14 protein-coding genes and 1 pseudogene are annotated in these 19359 nt (G+C 45.9%); 6 read left to right on the forward strand and 9 right to left on the reverse strand.

Going from position 1 to position 19359, the window contains the following annotated elements:
• Positions 1-8: 8 nt before the first annotated feature.
• The 4 genes from ACYX4W_RS04335 (at position 9) to ACYX4W_RS04350 (ending at position 6804) form a co-directional block, all read left to right on the forward strand.
• On the forward strand, positions 9-3107 hold the full coding sequence (locus ACYX4W_RS04335) for an efflux RND transporter permease subunit (RefSeq protein ID WP_476074789.1): 3099 nt from the start codon (positions 9-11) through the stop codon (positions 3105-3107).
• Positions 3108-3165: 58 nt separating this feature from the next.
• The gene (locus ACYX4W_RS04340; protein ID WP_118490741.1) at positions 3166-3663 is read left to right on the forward strand and encodes an alpha/beta hydrolase; all 498 of its coding nucleotides are present in this window, start codon (positions 3166-3168) and stop codon (positions 3661-3663) included.
• Between the two features lie 323 nt (positions 3664-3986).
• Positions 3987-5834, forward strand: a complete 1848-nt coding sequence (locus ACYX4W_RS04345) for a GNAT family N-acetyltransferase (protein ID WP_476074790.1) — start codon at positions 3987-3989, stop codon at positions 5832-5834.
• Positions 5824-6804: a histone deacetylase family protein gene (locus tag ACYX4W_RS04350; protein WP_476055280.1), complete on the forward strand. Its 981-nt coding sequence runs from the start codon at positions 5824-5826 to the stop codon at positions 6802-6804. Before ACYX4W_RS04345 ends, ACYX4W_RS04350 begins: the two co-directional genes overlap by 11 nt.
• A 35-nt stretch (positions 6805-6839) precedes the next feature.
• Here ACYX4W_RS04350 and ACYX4W_RS04355 read toward each other — a convergent pair whose 3' ends face one another.
• The 4 genes from ACYX4W_RS04355 to ACYX4W_RS04370 all read right to left on the reverse strand — a co-directional run bounded on the left by ACYX4W_RS04355 (position 6840) and on the right by ACYX4W_RS04370 (position 9741).
• The gene (locus tag ACYX4W_RS04355) at positions 6840-7580 is read right to left on the reverse strand and encodes a MauE/DoxX family redox-associated membrane protein (RefSeq protein ID WP_476055279.1); all 741 of its coding nucleotides are present in this window, start codon (positions 7578-7580) and stop codon (positions 6840-6842) included.
• A 121-nt stretch (positions 7581-7701) separates the two neighbouring features.
• On the reverse strand, positions 7702-8220 hold the full coding sequence (locus ACYX4W_RS04360; protein WP_476055278.1) for a DUF6436 domain-containing protein: 519 nt from the start codon (positions 8218-8220) through the stop codon (positions 7702-7704).
• A gap of 38 nt (positions 8221-8258) precedes the next feature.
• Positions 8259-9425 carry a methyl-accepting chemotaxis protein gene (locus ACYX4W_RS04365; protein WP_476074791.1) on the reverse strand — a complete coding sequence of 389 codons (1167 nt, stop codon included), beginning with the start codon at positions 9423-9425 and terminating at the stop codon, positions 8259-8261.
• 61 nt (positions 9426-9486) lie between these two features.
• Positions 9487-9741 (reverse strand): hypothetical protein, encoded by a 255-nt coding sequence (locus ACYX4W_RS04370; RefSeq protein WP_476074792.1) that lies wholly within the window; start codon positions 9739-9741, stop codon positions 9487-9489.
• 171 nt (positions 9742-9912) lie between these two features.
• Between ACYX4W_RS04370 and ACYX4W_RS04375 the strand changes: the two are divergent.
• Positions 9913-10795 (forward strand): annotated as a pseudogene (locus ACYX4W_RS04375) (ATP-grasp domain-containing protein).
• Between the two features lie 109 nt (positions 10796-10904).
• Here the strand turns inward: ACYX4W_RS04375 and ACYX4W_RS04380 are convergent.
• From ACYX4W_RS04380 to ACYX4W_RS04395, 4 genes are all read right to left on the reverse strand, one after another.
• Complete coding sequence (locus tag ACYX4W_RS04380; protein ID WP_476074793.1) at positions 10905-12353, reverse strand: DUF3300 domain-containing protein; 1449 nt, start codon at positions 12351-12353, stop codon at positions 10905-10907.
• Positions 12354-12536: 183 nt separating this feature from the next.
• Positions 12537-13151, reverse strand: coding sequence for a GTP cyclohydrolase II (gene ribA / locus ACYX4W_RS04385; RefSeq protein WP_014947836.1), 615 nt, complete (start codon positions 13149-13151; stop codon positions 12537-12539).
• A gap of 132 nt (positions 13152-13283) precedes the next feature.
• Complete coding sequence (locus tag ACYX4W_RS04390; protein ID WP_476074794.1) at positions 13284-16124, reverse strand: EAL domain-containing protein; 2841 nt, start codon at positions 16122-16124, stop codon at positions 13284-13286.
• A gap of 147 nt (positions 16125-16271) precedes the next feature.
• On the reverse strand, positions 16272-16589 hold the full coding sequence (locus ACYX4W_RS04395; protein ID WP_476055274.1) for a hypothetical protein: 318 nt from the start codon (positions 16587-16589) through the stop codon (positions 16272-16274).
• A 105-nt stretch (positions 16590-16694) separates the two neighbouring features.
• On the opposite strand from ACYX4W_RS04395, the gene ACYX4W_RS04400 reads away from it, so the two are divergent.
• Positions 16695-17363 (forward strand): glutathione S-transferase, encoded by a 669-nt coding sequence (locus tag ACYX4W_RS04400; RefSeq protein ID WP_476074795.1) that lies wholly within the window; start codon positions 16695-16697, stop codon positions 17361-17363.
• 86 nt (positions 17364-17449) lie between these two features.
• Here the strand turns inward: ACYX4W_RS04400 and recQ are convergent, their stop codons facing one another.
• A complete protein-coding gene (gene recQ / locus ACYX4W_RS04405; RefSeq protein WP_476074796.1) occupies positions 17450-19291 on the reverse strand; it encodes a DNA helicase RecQ in 1842 nt (613 codons plus the stop codon).
• Between the last annotated feature and the right edge of the window lie 68 nt (positions 19292-19359).

The following is a 19359-nucleotide window of genomic DNA, read 5'->3' on the forward strand; positions in this document are numbered from 1 at the left end:
TAAGTAATATGGCTCGTTTTTTCATAGACAGGCCCGTGTTTGCATGGGTGCTGGCAATTATCACAATGATGGCAGGTGTGTTGGCGATAACCTCACTCCCCATTGAACAATACCCTAAAGTTGCGCCACCGTCGGTCACTATCTCGGCAACGTATCCTGGTGCTTCAGCAGAAACCGTTGAAAACTCGGTAACGCAGGTCATTGAGCAAAGCTTAACGGGTATCGATAATCTCCGTTATTTTTCGGCAAGTAGCTCTAACAGCAGCATGTCAATAACCCTGACGTTTGAGCCAGGTGCCGACCCTGATATTGCCCAGGTCCAGACTCAGAATAAGGTGCAGGGCGCGTTACCTTTACTGCCAACGCAGGTTCAGCAGCAAGGGGTTACCGTTACCAAGGCAAATAGTGCATTTGCATTAGCCGTAGGCTTCTATTCTGAAGACGATTCGATAACGCAGTATGACCTGAGTGACATGCTCGTCTCTAACTTTCAAGACCCTATTTCCCGAGTAAACGGTGTAGGTAACGTAAGGGTGTTCGGTGCGCAGCGCTCTATGCGTATTTGGCTAGACCCAGATAAATTGTACAGCTTCAACCTAACGCCAAATGACGTACAGGCCGCAGTTCAGGTACAAAATACCGATGTCTCAGCAGGTCAGTTGGGCGGGTTACCTGCTATCGAAAATCAGCAAATTAACGCCACTATTCAGGCACAAAGTCGCCTTCAAACCGTTGAAGATTTTGAAAATATCGTGCTACGTGTGAACACAGACGGTTCTCAGGTGCGTGTCCGTGATGTGGCCCGAGTAGAGCTGGGTGCGCAAAGTTACGATGTTATTGTTCGCTATGACCGTAAACCCGCGTCTGGTATGGCGATAAGCCTTGCTTCTGGCGCAAACGCGCTAGACACTATCAAAGCAGTGAAAGCTCGCGTTGAAGAGCTACGCTCAAATTTACCTGATACGGTGAAAGTGGTTTACCCCGTAGACAGTTCGCCTTTCATCGAGCTGTCTATAGAGTCAGTAGTACATACACTTATCGAAGCGGTTGTGTTGGTTTTTTTAGTGATGCTGCTGTTTCTTCAAAACTGGCGCGCAACGCTTATTCCCACCATTGCCGTACCTGTTGTACTACTTGGGACTTTCTCGGTGCTACTGGCCTTTGGTTTTAGCATCAACGTATTGACCATGTTTGCCATGGTGCTGGCTATCGGCCTTCTTGTTGATGACGCTATCGTTGTTGTAGAAAACGTTGAGCGTATCATGGAAGAAGAAGGCTTGCCGCCTGCTGAAGCGACAAAGAAGTCTATGTCACAGATTACTGGCGCACTTGTGGGCATTGCCGCTGTGCTATCAACGGTATTTATCCCTATGGCGTTCTTCAGCGGTTCAGCCGGGGCTATTTATCGTCAGTTTTCAGTAACTATTGTTTCAGCGATGGCGTTTTCTGTGTTGGTGGCTATCGTACTCTCGCCTTCTTTATGCGCCACGTTATTGAAGCAGCATTCCGAGGATCACGATAAAAATAAAGGTTTCTTTGGGTGGTTTAACCGCACGTTTAACAAAGGGCGCGACCGCTATCAGAAAACGACCAACCACATGGCGAAGCGTTTTAAGCATTATTTCGTTGTATACGGCTTACTTGTTGGCGGGATGGTGTTTATTTTCAGTCAGCTTCCTGGTGCCTTCCTTCCAGATGAAGACCAAGGTCGAATGATGGTGTTGGTAAGCACGCCACCAGGTGCTACGGCAGGCCGTACCCTTGAATCCATTAAGCAAGTGGAAGACTACATTCTTGAAGAAGAGAGCGAAGCAGTAAACGGTATGTTTGCGGTAGTGGGCTTTAGCTTTGCAGGACAAGCGCAAAATGCCGGTATGGCATTCTTAAACTTCAACGACTGGAGTGTACGTGACGAGAGTAACTCGGCCTTTGCTGTAATGAACCGAGCTTTTGGCGCATTTGGCCAGATTCAAGATGCTTCAGCATTTCCTATTGTGCCACCACCCATTATGGAATTAGGTAACGCAACAGGCTTTGATATGCAGCTGGTGGACCGCGGTGGCAATGGTCATGAAGCCCTTATGAATGCCCGTAATCAGCTGTTAGGTATGGCGGCACAAAACCCGAAATTGGCGGGTGTCCGCCCTAACGGTTTGAGCGATGTTCCCCAATTTAAAATCAATATTGATAGTGAAAAGGCGTCTGCACTTGGCTTAAATCTAAGTGATATTAACAGTGCGCTGCAAATTGCTTGGGGTTCAAGCTATGTGAACGACTTTATCGATAAAGGGCGAATTAAGCGGGTGTACATGCAGGCGGACCTTCCTCATCGTATGACGCCAGAAGACCTTGAGAAATGGTTCGTGCGCAACAGCGACGGAGAAATGGTGGCTTTCAGCACCTTCTCAACAACCGAGTGGGTATATGGCTCGCCCAAGTTAGAGCGCTTTAACGGTATATCGTCGGTAAACATACAAGGTAGTGCAGCACCAGGCATTTCTTCAGGTGAAGCCATGGCTGAAATGCAAAAGCTGGTTGAGCAGTTGCCGGCTGGTTTTGCAATTGAATGGTCAGGCTTATCTTATGAAGAACAGGAGGCAGGGTCTCAAGCACCTATGCTTTATGCGCTTTCAATACTGGTGGTATTCCTTTGCTTAGCCGCACTATACGAAAGCTGGTCGGTACCGTTTGCAGTTATGCTAGTGGTGCCGTTAGGGATATTGGGTTCAGTTACCGCTGCCTTTATCTTTAATTTACCTAATGACGTTTATCTGCAGGTAGCGTTTTTAACGACGGTAGGCTTAGCGGCGAAAAACGCCATTCTTATTGTAGAGTTTGCTAAAGAGCAGTACGAAAACGGTGAAGACCTAATGACGGCTGTATCTAATGCGGCTGCTCAGCGCTTCCGTCCAATATTGATGACGTCTATGGCATTCATCTTAGGGGTTACGCCACTAGCGCTTGCCAGTGGCGCAGGAGCGGCAAGCCAAAATGCAATTGGTATTGCGGTAATGGGCGGTATGTTTGCAGCGACCTTCTTAGCCATATTTTTCGTTCCCATGTTTTACGTTATGGTAGAAAAACTATTCCATAAGGAAGACAAGTAACGAGTAAGTACGCTAGAGTGGGAAAAAATTTTTCATTTTTTACATAGGGATATTGGTAATGACCACGGTTGTTTTTTCTCACGGTAAAGAAAGCGGGCCATGGGGCAGTAAGATAACCACGCTTTCGAATGTAGCAAACGATATGGGCTTTGGTGTTGAGAGTATCGATTATCAAGATCTCGACTGCCCCGAAGCCCGCTTAGAGCGATTGAAAGAAACTATCGCTGAAAAGTGTAATGACGTTGTGTTAGTAGGCTCGAGCATGGGCGGCTATGTATCACTTGCTGCCGCCAGTCAGATCTCTGCCAGAGGCGTATTTTTGATGGCGCCAGCGCTTTATTTACCCAACTATAAAGTTCAACGCTTTCCGTACGACGGCTATGTTAGTCTAGTGCACGGCTGGAATGATGATATCGTGCCAATTGAGAACAGCCTTAAGTATGCCCGCCATCAAAAGGCGCAGCTGTTGCTTCTAAACGATGGGCATCGACTTGCGAACAGTAAGTCCGTTATTTCACCTTTTTTCAGAAATTGGTTGGAAAAATTCCGCTACTAGGGTATTAAGCGTCATGGTAACGGCTGCTTAGCTTCAGTTTTCTAAAGCTAGGCTACCGTGCTTCGTTAAGCATCTATGCTTGGCAGTCTATACTGAGCAATCTAAACAAAAAGCAACGCCTAGCAATTAAAAGCTAAAAACTCTGTTAGAAGCCTACTTATCGATAACCGCCTGGGTAACTATCGATGATGTAGGCTTTTTTGTATCTGCGTATTAGTTTGTAAGGGTAAGACTAATCGCTTATAGCGTTGCATCGGGTTAATACATGAAATTGCCTGTATTTATGGCATGATGGGATATTGCTTAAAACAGGGCAGGTGGAAATGGCATTTAACTTACCTCAAGAGCCGCAATGGTCGTCGTTGATAAAGTCGGGTTGTCGTGTCTTTGTTGGCGGAAACGCAGCAGTACCCCACGCGTTGGTTCAGCACCTTATTGATAACAGCGAAGGGTTCAGTGACATCGAACTGGTGCATATGCTGGCCTTAGGCGATACGAGGTGGGTAAAAGACGAGTATAAAAACCTTTTTAAAGCGAATACGTTTTTTATTGGCGGTGAAGCCATGCGAAAAGCTGTCGATGAAGGTCGCGCCGACTATACCCCCGTATTCCTTTCTGAAATTTCAAGTTTGTTTAGCGATGGCACGCTGGCGCTCGATGCAGCCCTTGTCAATGTAAGCCCTCCTGATGAATTCGGCTACTGCTCACTAGGCCCAGCTGTAGATATTGCTATGTCTGCCATTAGGCAAAGCAAAAAGGTCATTGCTCAAATTAACCCTCAGGTGCCGAGAACCTCTGGGCACTCTTATATTCATATCAGTGAGATAACGGCGTGTATAGAAGCCGAAGAGCCACTAGTAGAAGTGACGCCGCCGCCAATAGACTCAGTCGCAGAACGTATAGGCCAGTACGTATCTATGCTGGTGGATGATGGCGCAACGCTCCAATTTGGTATTGGAAAAATACCCAGCGCCACGCTGAAATACCTGTGTAATCACAAAGATTTAGGTATTCATAGCGAAATGCTTACCGATAGTATTATCGAACTGTTGGAATCTGGTGCGATTACGAACAAAAAGAAAACTTTCCACCCCGGTAAAATTGTTACCAGTTTTGCCATTGGTACACGCAAGCTATACGATTTAATCGACAGCAACCCGCATATTGAATTTTACCCAAGCAGCTATGTCAACAAGCCGACTAATATCGCTAAAAACGACAATATGGTTGCCATAAACAGTGCCCTTGAAGTGGACTTAACCGGGCAGGTGGTAGCCGACTCACTGGGCTATGACTTTTACAGTGGCATAGGCGGGCAGGTTGATTTCGTCACTGGTGCGTCTATTAGTAAAGGCGGTAAAGCCATTATTGCGCTTCCTTCTACCGCAAAAAATGAAACTATTTCACGTATTACGCCGCGTATAAGCGAAGGCGCAGGCGTGGTAACTTCCCGCGGTAATGTGCAGTATGTGGTGACTGAGTACGGTATAGCGTCACTTAAAGGTAAGAGTATTCGAGAGCGTGCGCTAGAGCTTATTCGCGTGGCCCACCCTAAGTTCCGTGCAGCATTGTTAGAAGAAGTGCGTCAGCATTATTGGGTGCCCCATTATCAAGAAAAGTACCCCACAGATATCCCGGAGCTGGGAGCTATTCAGCTTAAAAAGCTTAATATTCAAGGCGAGACGTTCTACATGCGCCCTCTGAATCCGGCAGACGAAAGACGGCTGCAAGAATTCTTTTATTCCCACACAAAAGAAACATTAAGGCTGCGCTACAACTACGACCCGAAACAAATGTCCCGTGAAAAGTCGTGTAACTTGGTGTCGGTAGATCAAAGCTCTGATGCGGCGCTCTGTATTGTGAGGCAAGAGGGCTCGCGCATTACTATCCACGCAGTGGGGCGTTTTTACTACAACCCAAACGACAATACCTGCGAAGCTGCTTTTGTTACTCGAGAAACCCAGCAAGGAAAAGGCATGGCGAGCCGATTGTTAAACGAGCTTATCACGGTAGCAAAAATAAGAGGCATTGCGAAAATGATGGCCTATGTGCGTGGCGATAATAGCCCCATGATCACTATCTTCGAACAAGCTAAATTTAAACGGAAATTTACTGGCGACCCCAGTGATATAGAGTTAGTACTAGACGTGGCATCACTGCATGACAATTAAAATATTTCGAGGCAAACACGGCACCAAACACGATTTAGGCAAGGACCATCCCGAATCGCCAGACCGGTTATTTGCTATTGATGACCAACTGCTTTCGTCAGGATTAGATATGGTGTGTGAGCATGCTGACGCCACTCCCATTGCTGAAGCCTACCTGAAACTAGCGCACGACCCATATTATGTGAAGAGTGTGTTCGAGCATGCAGCTCAATCTATCTTTAACGACCACGAAAAAACGCTGTATTCAGAAAACAAAGACAATGTGGCTTGGTTAGATGAAGACACAGGTTTGATGCGCCACAGCTTAAATGCTGCGCTAGAGTCGGCGGGAGCAGGGTGTAATGCTGTCGATTGGGTAATGGAAGGCAATGACCGCCAAGCCTTCTGTGCCACTAGACCACCCGGGCACCACGCGACATACGATAGTGCTATGGGGTTTTGCATTTTTAATAACATTGTTATAGCTGCTCGCTACGCGCTTCAAAACTATGAGCTAAAACGGGTTGCCATTGTCGACTTTGATGTGCACCACGGAAATGGTACCGAGCAAATTGTCGCCGGCGACCAGCGCATAATGTTGTGCAGTAGTTTTCAGCATCCCTTCTACCCACACAGTGGCTCGCCGGTTTCAGCAAGTAATATTCTCTCGGTACCGCTTGAGGCTGGTGCTACGGGAGGCGTTTTTAGGGAAAAAGTGCAGTATTGGTTCGATGCATTACGTAACTTTCAGCCTGAACTGATTTTTATCTCTGCAGGCTTTGATGCTCATGCTGAAGACCCAATGGCTCATCTACGCCTAGTGGAAGATGACTATTTCTGGGTAAGCCAACAGCTTCGCGCCGTTGCCGATACATGTTGCGAAGGTCGTATCGTAAGTATGCTAGAAGGCGGCTATGACCTAAGTGCCTTGGGACGCAGCGTAGTGTCTCACCTAAAAGGCATGAGTCGTCCTATCGAAGACACTCAATAGGACGACGGGTTATCTAGCCTTAACAATCTTTTAGACTAGGCTAGCCATCTTGCAAGCATATAAAGACCCGCACCTAGCATAGCAAGGTTTTCTGTCAGTGAAATAAAGCCAAGGGGTAGATCTGAATTTCCGCCAACACAGGCACATTTAAGCTCTCGCTTATCGATATAGACTGCCTTGATAACTGAAACGGCACCGATAGCGCCGATAAAAATGGAAACCGGTGAAACCAATAAAGCTGGCAGCCCTGCTAACATGCCAAGCCCTGCAAATGCCTCTGCGAAAGGATAAATATACGCGTATCTAACGTGCTTCATTGCCAATAAATCATAGGTGATAAACTGGTTTGAGAAAGCCACTAAGTCTTGCAGCTTTTGGAGGGCAAGTATGACCATAGCCACTCCAATAAAATTCAATATAAAAGGCTCTAATCCTGCTGGTAGGCCACCCTTTAGCATAAGGGCAAACACCATGAGTGCCGCTAAGGAAAAAATTACGATAATAGGTGTGTAGCGCGATCCAAATTCACTTTCTTGTTTTAAATTGAAGTAATCTCTCAAGTCGTCATAACCGCCAATACGTTTATCGTCTATGAACGTCTGCGGGGTCGTTTTAACACCGTACTTTTCTTTAAAAGCGTCTGTTTCACTTCGATTAGACAAATGGTGATCATCGACCTTATAGCCTTTTCTTTCGAGCAGGTCTTTTGATTTGAGTCCAAAAGGGCAAATATGCTCAGGAGTGACCATGCGATAGAGGGTGGCGTGCTTAGACATAGTGGACTCCTTGTAAAGCTTTCACTAGATAGCTATGAGCGTGCAATATTTGCCCATTTTTTCCGCTATCTAAATTGATATTACGAGATACAAAGAGGGGTACATAATTTATGCCAGTGTTTCAGCAGAAACAACCTGTAGCATCAGTGTTAATAACGGCACCTGCATAGGGATGCAGCGTGGTGTAGCTTACCACCTGTTCGACGAGGTTTTTACCGGTAAAGCATCCATAGCCTGTGGCGTAAGGGCCAAGATAGCGAAGTTGCTTGTGTTTATCTAGCACGATAAGGGCCGGAAGGGCCTCTAGCATAGCTGTTAGCTCAGGTACATCTTCCACGTTTAACCTGACTTGGTGATAGTCATCCCCGAGCTTTGCTAGCAACTGAGACTGGTGTGGTTTTGTTAGCGTGTCGCAATAGCAGCGGGACTGAGTTCCCACATGAATGATAGAACCTGGTTGGATATCCTGTTTTTCTAATATTGCAACGAGGGTGGCGTCAAAGTCTGGCGCAGTCGTGCGGTGCAGCAATTCGCCGTTAGGGTCGAAGTCTGATAGCTGACGCTGGCCATATACCAATAGGGCGCAAAGCAGCCCTATCGCCCATAATATAAGTAGCAGCCAACTCGCCTTTTTATGCATGAGATAAAACGCTTTCGACTGTGCTTTAAGATTTGTGTTTAAAGCTTAAAGCGTTCAATTGCGCTGCGCATACGCTGAGAAATTTGTGACAACACTTCAACTTCACCTGCAAGTGATTCAGCGGTAGCAAGCTCTTCAGAAGTAAGTTCACTCAATCGCGCGGTGCTTTGCGCAATGGAAGCTGACGCGGTTTCTTGTTCCACAGCAGAGGTGGCAATTTCAGTCATACTTTCGCTGGCTTCGCGGATTTGCTGCATGATTTCTGACATGGCCGATGTGGCACTATCACTTGAAACAACAGCTTCATCGACCAGTTGTATACAGGTTTGCATTTGATCAACCGAACTGGCGGTTTGTGCTACTAGCTGTTCAGTAATGCTAGTAATTTGGTCTGCACTTTCTTTTGAGCGAATCGCCAGGGTGCGCACTTCGTCGGCTACCACGGCGAAACCGCGGCCGTGTTCGCCAGCGCGGGCCGATTCTATAGCTGCATTCAGTGCAAGCAAATTAGTTTGTTCAGCTACCGCAGTAATCGAGCGCATGGCATCAGAAATGTGGGAACATTGTTCGTTAAGAGCCGAGTTAGTCTGCGCCGCAGCATTTAGCGTGTTGCGCAACGAGTCTATTGTTTTACTGGATTGAGAAATAGAGTCGCGGGTAGACTGGGAGGCACTTTGCGCTGCTGACGCTTTATCACTAGCAAGGGTAGTTTGCTCTGTTGAAAGCTGCATGGTTTGTGCGATTTCTTCTGACGATGCCGACACCATGGCAAGTTCTTGGTCAGTATTTCTGCTAATTTCAAACATGTTATTAGCCGCTAACTCCATATTTGAAGCCCCTTTTACCACTTCATCAGTCAAGTTAGAAGCAAGCTCGATGAGAGATTTCACTTGATCAATAAGTTCAGCGAAAGGCCTGACTATTTTATTGCCGCGATTTAGCTCAACGGACAAATCAAGCTTGCCATCAGTCTGTTGCATGGTTTCAATGGCCAGGCGTAGCTCGGCGGCGCCTGCACCTTCATGATGGGCTTGCTTAGCCATGTACATCAATACGCCACCTTCAGACAATGCAAAAGCTGCGTGCATAAGCAGGATAGGGAAAGTTACGTGACCTTCCTCAAAAATCATCAGTGGCGCCCCGCCTGCCTGCAGAAAAAAGAACGAAATATGATGAACGGCTACAACCGCCGTTCCTGTTGCCACTACTTTCCAGTCTCGGAAATAAGAAAGAAAGGCAAGAAGTACGAATATTTCAAAGTGTACTTCAATTAACCCAAATGACTGATGTATATGCAATGCAGAAAGCAGACTGTACGCCAATTGCCATAGCATGGCGGCTTATCGCCGAGTAAGGATTTTGAAGGCTGAGTACAAGTGGCAAAGCTGCAATAGGAATACCAAAGATAAACGCAGGTAAAAGTTCACCTGTAAACACACCAATAGCTACAGCAATGAGTAATTGAATAACAATCACAACGCGAAAAATTTTGTGACCTTCAAGGAGCCAAGGGTACTGCATGCCGATCTCCGATGGTTATTTAGATTAAGTGTAGGTTAAAAATAATAGGTGTGCTAATTTCGCTGCAGTCTACGCAGATTGCGGTGTCTACGCTATTTAACTTTGGTATAGATACTTAAATTATTACAAAACTTTAATGCGCCGAAGCCCGTGTAAATTGAGGACTCAGTTATGCCTGCTATCGCTTTTTTATCGACCGATAATCTTGAAGATTTTTTCGTCTATGATGAATTATTAATACCGTTTTTCGAACAACGCGGGTGGACTGTAAAAACGGTCTCTTGGCATAGCGCCTCACCAAATTGGAATAAGTTTGACTATGTTATTGTTCGCAGCACGTGGGATTATCAGCAGCACGCTGAAGAGTTTTTAGCTTGTTTAGAAGGCATTGAGGCGTCGAGTGCGGTGTTATTAAACCCGATATCCTTGATGAAGTGGAATATTGAAAAACACTACCTTAAAGACTTGCAGGGCAAAGGGGTTCCTATTGTTGAAACAATGTGGGGAAGCGAGTTTAATAACAATGTTATAGAGGAGGCGGTTGCGCAATTTGGTTGTGACACTGTGGTGATTAAACCCACGCTGAGTGCTAACGCTGATGATACTTTTAAGCTTTCCGCTGACGACTGGCGTGAGGGGCATGTGAATCAGAAAGTACTTTACGATACATTTCACCAGCGGGATTTTATGATCCAACCGTTCTTAAGTAGTGTTGTTGATGAGGGTGAATACTCGTTATTCTATTTCGGTGGTGAGTTCAGCCATGCCATTAAGAAAGTGCCACAAAAAGGCGACTTTCGCGTGCAAGAAGAGCATGGCGGCAGCTTGCACTCTATAACCGTAGACAGTAAACAATTGGCTATCGCTGAAAAAGCATTGGCAGCTATGCCGTGTGATGCATTGTATGCGCGTGTTGATTTGGTGAAGCAGGGTAATAATTGGGCGATAATGGAGCTTGAGTCTCATTGAACCTTCACTGTACTTCAACCTTGACCCGCAGTCTCCGCTTCGCTTTGTGGAGGCTTTAGTGAGATTTCACGCGTCAGCGCAGTGAACAAAGTAAAAAAAGCGGCGTGCACACTCTGAATCTGCAAGCCGCTATTTAGTTAACTGTCCTTGTCCGAGTTTATTGAAAGGCGCGTGTTTAAAACTAGCGCTTAAGATCAGCGCTTTAAGCTATTTCCTTTCGAAACGCTGCGTTCCATCCGAGATATTTGCCTTTGTGGTCTTTCTCGCTGAGACTGTTTTACCGATCTATGGCTAGATGTTCGTTCTACACGCTTAGGTTTACTACTTTCACGGGCAACTGAACGGTGTTGTGGACTCGTCCTTTCAATCCGTTGACGATTTACGTTTTGCTTCACTGAACCATGTTGCGCACCATTCCTGTTTGCATACTTCCTAGACTGTGGCGATGGCGCTGTTCTAGTTGGCTTGTCACGCTTCAAGGCTTTAAGTGTGTTGTTCCGCGTTGGTTTTTCGTTTTTAGCCACCGATTGATTGCGTTTCAGCGCATGCTCTATCGATTGTTTGCGCTTCACAGAGTTCTGCTTGTTCGACAGACGGGGTTCTCTAAGAGGCGTTACTTGTTTAGGCTCAATCGTCCGCTTTATCGGTTTAGCATTATTGGTACGTGTCACAGAGCTTACTGAGCGCTTATTGTCGTTATGCGCTGGGCGATTGGCCGTTCTAATATGTTTATTGGAAACACGTTTTGCGCGCGTTACACCTGCATGCTCATAGCGCGCAGGAGCACTGTGAACCACGCGATTAGAATAACGTGCCCGGCGATGCACTGTATTGTGCTCCCAACGGCGATAGTCACGACTTACCACGCGTTTACGTGGGCTACCGTGATAATAGCGGCGCACGGGTTCGCGGTGAATGACTACGTGACGGTTATGCCAATGCACGCTGCCAAAGAAGAAGAAGGTAGAAAGGCGAACGCTTGGAGACCAGTATACATTGCTATGGTGATGGTAGCTTACATGGTGTCTCCAGCGAATTGGCGAAATTGGGTGCCACCAGTTACCATATACAACATGTGGGTCGTAATATGGCACATAAACCACCTCTCTCTGGCGCGGCTCTATATAAATAATTTCTCGACTGCTTTCTCGTTCTCTTTCAACTTCAATGTAGTCGTTAGTTACCAAGTTACCTGTGTTATGAGCATGCTGCCTAAGCACCTGAACACGATCTAACACTCGACTTTGATCAATAAGTACATTGTCGCCAAGCTGCTGTAACCACTCAAGATCACTGGCCAAGGTATTAAGTAGCTCGGTGAATGGCGCGAGTGCTTTTACGCTCGGGTCCCAACTTACGCCATCTAACACACCCTCTACTTGTTCAGGCGTTAGATGCTTATTGCTTTGACGCCAGCGGTCGGCTGAAACTACGTCTAAAGGGTAGGTAGAAGCAATTAAAATATGGGTAAGCAGTGTATCGGGGTAAAGGGCAATGGGCGCAAGTGCACTATCTAATTCGGCATCAGAATATTGCTGAGTTGAAGACGAAGCCTGAGCAAGGCTTGTATTCGACTGAGCAAGTACAGGCAGCGCCTGAGCACTGGACAGCGCTATAACTATCGATAAGGCTATGTTTTTCATACATTCTCCTTACATTGCTATGCTGCAGATTTGCTGCTTTTTACGCGCAATGTGGTAAGTCTGTATACATTATGCTCGAACGATAATTAACCGAAGCTGAATAGAAAACGCCCACATTGTTGTAGTGGGCGCTTTTAGAAGATAATGAATGCTAGTTTGTATGGGCTTTGCCAATGTCTCTAGCTATTTGAAAACATGCGGGTCGAAGGCGTGACCGAGCTTCTCTGTCTTCGTTTTAAGGTAGTGTTTGTTGTCTTTAGTAATACCGTGATCTATTGGCTTTCTTGCTACAACGTCTATTCCTAGTGCTTTTAGTGCGGCAAGCTTCTTAGGGTTGTTTGTCATTAGCTCCACGTGTTTAACATTGAGGGTGTCTAACATTAGCTTGCAAATGTCGTAACTTCTAAGGTCTGCGTCGAAACCAAGGTGTTCGTTCGCTTCAACGGTGTCCATGCCGCTATCTTGAAGGTTATAAGCGCGAATCTTGTTTAAAAGACCAATACCTCGGCCTTCTTGGCGCAAGTAAAGCAATACACCGTGACCGTTATCTACAATATTTTGCATGGCTTTTTCTAACTGAAAACCACAGTCGCAGCGGGTACTAAATAAAGAATCACCGGTTAAACATTCTGAATGAATACGAATAGGCACTACGTCATCTTCTTTCCACTCTCCGTAAGAAAGGGCAACGTGCTCCTGACCACTGGCTTCAACAAAGCCGTGTATTTTAAAATCACCCATTCTTGTGGGTAATTTTGCGGTACTGACATATTCGTATTTAGGCTGTTTGCTACTCATGTTACTTCTACACTTTGGACAGTGGGCAATAAGTGGGGACGACTTCTATTTTTGCAAGTCTACCATTTTATTATACGCGAGTTGACGCTTGTGCTATCACTTTTTTCGCAAAGGGTGTATCAGGGGTAGTTATCAGAGGGGCTTAAATTCTCGTAAAGGCGCGGGCTTAGCAACACCGTAGCCCTGGGCGAAATCAACGCCCATTTTGCCTAGCTGTGCCATGGTGCCTTCATCTTCAACAAATTCGCCAACAGTTTGCATACCCATGGCTTTGGCAACATCGTTAATAGAGGCAACCATAGCCGTATCTACACTGTCGTTTAGCATATCTTTAATAAACATACCGTCAATTTTTACCTGGCTCACGGGTAAGCTTTTAAGATAATTATAAGAAGAGAAGCCACTGCCAAAGTCGTCGAGGGCAAAAGAACACCCGAGACGGTTAAAGGTACGCATAAAGGCAAGAGTGACTTCCATTTTAATGATGGCTACTGACTCAATAACCTCAAAACATATTTTGTTGTACGGGATATTAAAGGTTTCGAATGCATTGAGAATAAACAAGGTAAAATCTCTATCTGCCAGTGAGTGGCAGTTAAGGTTGATGCTGCACCGTTTCAATTGTGCAAGGTGCTCAGGGTTTTCAGATAGCCATTTGAAGGTATTTGTTACTACCCATTTATCAACACTGACATTCATCTCGAATCTCTCAGCCGTGGGTAAAAAGTTGGCAGGCTCGACAAGTTGCCCGTCTTTTTCCCTAAGACGCAGCAGAACTTCGTAGTAATGCCCGTCGCTGGTTTTACTTAATGGCCTTAGCGATTGATAAAAAAGCTCGAAGCGACCTTCTTCTAACGCGTTGTTAATAGAGGATACCCAATCAAGTTCGCGCTGGTAGCGCTGCATACTTTCGTCATTTTTGTTGTATCTATGAACCTGATTTCTTCCTTGTTCTTTAGCGAAGTAACATGCGGCATCGGCCATACTTAAATACTGGCCCGGGTCGACATCGGTATCGTCGCATACCACCATACCTATGCTCACGCCTAAGTTGAAAATGCGGTTGTCCCACATAAAGCGATAAGCCTGCACGGCGTTAAGGATTTTTACTGCATTTAAGTAAACGGCGTCGGCATCAATACCTGAATAAATAATGCCAAACTCATCGCCACCAAGGCGGCCCAATTGTGCGTCCGAAAGCAAGGTGTTCTCAATCAAACGGGCAATATCCTTAATAAGTACATCGCCAGCTTTATGGCCACAGGTATCGTTAACTACTTTAAACCTGTCTAGATCTAAAAACAGTAAACATACTGGTGTGTCGTTTGCGTTCACTGCTTTATCTTTAAACATAGATTCAAACTGGCGGCGGTTATAAACGCCAGTTAGCGAGTCATGGGTAGCTAAATATTGCAGGCTTAAGTCTGACTGCTTCTTTTCGGTGATATCCACAATAGAGCCGTAGAGAAAGTCGCCTTCGCCATTTTTTCGGATTTGACAGGATAGGGAGAACCAAAACTCGCTTCCGTCTCGTCGCCGACCTCTAATTTCCTTACCGGTTACATGACCGTTTTGTGATATTTCACCGAGTAAAACCTGTCTGTCTTCCGCACTGGCGTAGAACACTTTTGTGTTCTCTGCTTCGGCAAGCATCTTCTCTTCGTTTTCATAGCCGAATACGTTACACATGGCCGGATTAACGGAAATAAGCTTTCCATCCAATGTTGAGGTGTAGTGCCCTTCCGCTGAGTGCCTAAATAAGTCATAGAAGTGATTTAAGCTTGATATTGTTTCTGCTTGCGTTGAAAGCTGTCGCTGATTTAACACGTCTTCTTTGGCGATGACAGCAAAGCCAAAACACAGAAAGCCGAGAGTGAGAAAGAACAGCATTCCAATAGCAACGTCTACGGTATAAATCAGATTACTAAATAGGTTTTGCGTTACCAGTGCATAAAATGCAAAAAAGGAAAGCCAGGCAAGTGTATAAGTGATACTTACTGCACGACTCCCTTTGTCTTTAAATACGAGTGCTAGTAAAACGTGATAAAGCCCCATGCCCGCGGTTAACAGTAGAAGTGTGATAGACGCTATATAGGTATTCACAATAAAGCAGTAGGCGGTAGCGACGACGGGTACAAGATAACTTAGCGACCGCAGAGCAATGGGGATACGGGTGAAAAGATGGTGTGTAACTTTGGCAATGCACAACAATAACATGCAAAAACATACAGCATAGAAGTGCTCGCTGCCGTTAGTTAAGCTTGGCCAAATTGCCAACCCTCCTGCTGTTATAAACAATAGTGTGATAAGTACAAGCGACGACATGGTAAGCCAAAACCGAGTGGCAATGCGCTGATACAAGTAAGAAAACAAAAAATAGAGCGCAATTAGCGCCATGATACCCGTTATCGCTCCAAGCAAAGTAAGCATATTGGTGTCATGCTGTGCGAGTAAGTCTCTTTCCCACAAGGTGATAGGGAAGTACTTGAGCCCTTCGTCTTTTACCGCAATGAGTAAGCGAGCGTCTTGATAAGGCTGAAGAGTAAATGCAAGCCTAATGTTAGGAAGTGGCTGCTTTAAAGAATAATCACCTTTTCCTGCTTGGTACCGATAGGACTTGATGATTCGCTCGCTACTATCAAGAAGAAATATCTGTAAATCGTCCACATTCAGGCGGTCAACATTGAGTACTAATGGGATAGGGCTATAGCCTGTATGAATTAGTTCGGTGGAATACCATATGCGTTCATCGGTAAAAGAGGCGTTGGCTGAAGTATCCTTAGTGTTGCCATTTAAAACATCAAAATATGTGGCACTAGTGGGGGCGACAGACAAACGCGCATGGAGATTAATAATCTCCCGCTCAAAGGACTCGTTGACAGTAAGCTGACTGTTAGCTGAAACGTTTAGGCTTAGCAACATCCAACTGATGAGCAAAGCTGATACGTACTTAAATAGCCGGGCTATTACCACTCGTTAATTCCTTGAACCACATAGTAAGAGGATGTTTATAAAGGCGAAATATGTGTTATTAAGCCCTCTTATCCTTTGGATGCTTCCCCTAGAATAATACTAGTTTTAACGAAAAGCCAAACTCAACGTACAGTGATAATTTGCGGGTTACGCTTGCAAAAGGTAGTTAAAAATTACCGATGGCGACTGCTGCGTACCAATAGGCTCCAGCCATATCGCTTCGCAAAGCCATTCTATACAAAGCATACACTGCAAATCTGTGTCGCTTGCACTTGCGGTGACAACTGCCTGAAACCGGTCAGCTCCCCAATCTGCTTCTGAAAGTTTGAAATTAAATAATGCACAAAAATGTTCCGCCCACTGTTGAGTTTTAAGTGGGGTAGCGGGTAGCGCAGCGCGAATTTCTACGCTGCCTTCGTTAACAAGGGCGTGTTGTAGAATGTCTTCTTTTGTAAGTTTTTGCATAGAAGTTAACAATTTATTGGCGTTAGTAAACCCGCTTGGTTTAAAAAGTGTATATAGTACAACACAAAAACAATAGCGTTAAACTAAGCGTATTAAGGACGAGGTATGCTAACACTTCACCATTTAAATAACTCTCGCTCACAGCGAATTTTGTGGCTTTTAGAAGAGCTAGGCGTAGAGTACAAAATAGAATTTTATCAACGAGACAGCACTACGAACCTGGCGCCTGACTCGCTGCGGGCTGTGCATCCATTGGGTCGCTCGCCTGTTCTTACTACGCCACACGGTGCAATTGCAGAATCTGGCGCTATTGTGGAATATCTAGTTCGCCATCACGCTACCGACGCATTTGCTGTTCCCCAAGACCCCGAAGCACTTCAACAATATTGGTTCTGGCTTCACTTCGCGGAAGGTTCATTAATGCCGCCATTGGTGGCCAATTTAGTGCTAGAAAAAGCACGGCAGAAAGGTTCTAAACCTTTTTTCATAAAACCTATCACTAATAAGCTAATAGACGGTATTCTCAATGCCTATTATGGTCCTAATTTGGCTCAAAGTTTGCGATACGTAGAGTCTTATTTAGCGAAAAACACTTGGTTTGCAGGTGATAAGCCTAGTGGCGCAGATGTTCAAATGATATTTCCGTTAGAGTCGCTGGTAGCCAGCGGGCGAGCGAAGGACTTTACTGCCATTCAGGGTTACGTGAAGCGTGTTCATGCCAGAGAAGCTTACAAAGCAGCGTTAGAAAAGGGTGGTGAGTACGCTTACGCCTAGTGTGTTCATCCGCAAGGCGCGCCCCTTTACTTTGTGCAAACCCTGCGGCCGACTGGGAAATAAAGACCTAATTGGCCCTGAAGCTTTTAATGGTCGCGATTGATATAGTCGTCAATGAGCTGAATAAAGGCCTCACCGTAGCGTTCCAATTTTGTTTGGCCCACACCGCTTACCTCTAATAACGTGTTGCGTGTAGTAGGCAGTTTACACGCCATATCAACCAAAGTGGCGTCGCTAAATACCACATACGGCGGCACTTCATTTTCTTCGGCCAACACCTTGCGCAAGTGCTTGAGGCGCGTGAACAAGGTTCTGTCGTAGTTAGCAGGCGCTTGCTTTGCCTTTTTCTTATCGGGCTTAAATTCAAGTCGCGGTACGGCTAATTGAACGGCGACTTCGCCTTTTAGTACGGGCCGTGCGGCTTCGGTTAATCTCAGTGCGGCGTGAGCAGTTATATCAACGCGAATAAGCCCTTTATGCACAAGCTGGTTGATAATGTTATGCCAGTAGCTGTCCGATTTATCCTTACCTATGCCATAGGTTGAAAGCTGATGATGGCCGGCCTCTTGGAGGCGCCTTAGCTGCTTGCCTCGCAATACGTCAATTACATACTGACTAGAAGCTTGTTGTGAAAGCCTTAATACGCACGACAGTACTTTTTGCGCTATCACTAAGCCGTCAATCATTTTAGGGGGATCTAGACAGATATCACAGTTGCCACAGGCGCTGTCACTGAACTGCGAAAAGTAGTTCAGAAGCACTTGCCGTCGGCAGGTTTGTGCTTCTGAAAAGGCTTCCATGGCCGCGAACTTTTGCAGCTCTATTTGGTTGCGCTCAGCTATTTCGCCTTGCTCTATCCACTGTTTTACGCGGGCCGCGTCTTTTTCGTCAAACAATAATAGGGCTTCAGACTCTAGGCCATCTCGCCCGGCGCGCCCAGTCTCTTGGTAATAGCTTTCAACACTGCGCGGTACATCATGATGCACCACGTAACGCACGTTTGATTTGTTGATACCCATACCAAAGGCAACAGTGGCCACCACAATATCGATTTTGTCATTAAGGAACTGACGCTGTACTAACTCTCGTTCGTCGTAATCCATACCGGCGTGATACGCCGCGCAGCGAAAGCCTTGCTTGAATAACTTTGCGTGTAGATCATCGACTTTCGCGCGACTGTTACAATAAATAATGCCGCTACCTTCTTGTTGCTTTACGTAAGCGACAACTTGATCGAAAGCCTTGTACTTACTCATTACGCGGTAGCGAATGTTGGGTCTGTCGAAGCTTCCTTTGTAAACGAGCGGGTCGTTTAGGTTTAGCTGCGTTAGTATGTCTGCTTGTGTCGCTGAATCTGCTGTTGCCGTTAGGCCGATGACAGGAATAGTGGGAAAACGAGACTTTATTTGACCCAAGGCGCGATAATCCTGCCTAAAATCGTGACCCCAATGGGAAACGCAGTGCGCTTCATCAATGGCAAATAAAGCGATGTCGGCGTGGGCTAGCGACTGCTGAAAGTAGTACTGCATTAAACGTTCAGGCGAAACGTAAAGCAAATCCAGCTTACCAGCTTGGAGGGCATCGTTAATGCGCGCTTGTTCGTCGGCTTCCAACGTTGAATTAAGATAAGCGGCGTTTACGCCAAGCGCTTTTAGCTGCTCTACCTGATCCTGCATAAGCGATATAAGCGGTGAAACAACAATAGCGGTGCCGCTTCGCACCAGTGCAGGGATTTGATAGCACAGCGATTTCCCGCCACCTGTAGGTAGCAAAACAAGTGCGTCTTTTCCTTCACATACTTGGTGAATAACTTCGCCCTGACCATCGCGAAAAGCATCGTAACCAAATACCTCTTTTAAGACGGTTTCAGGCGTTTTTGCGTGCTGGGTTTTAGGCGTTAATTCTGATGGCGCGATTGCAGTTGTCATGGCGCAGGATTTTACGCGTTTTTAGGCCCGGCTTCACGGGGCAATTTAAAAAACTAGACTAAAATGTA

The organism is Alteromonas sp. ABH4_454, from assembly GCF_056311775.1.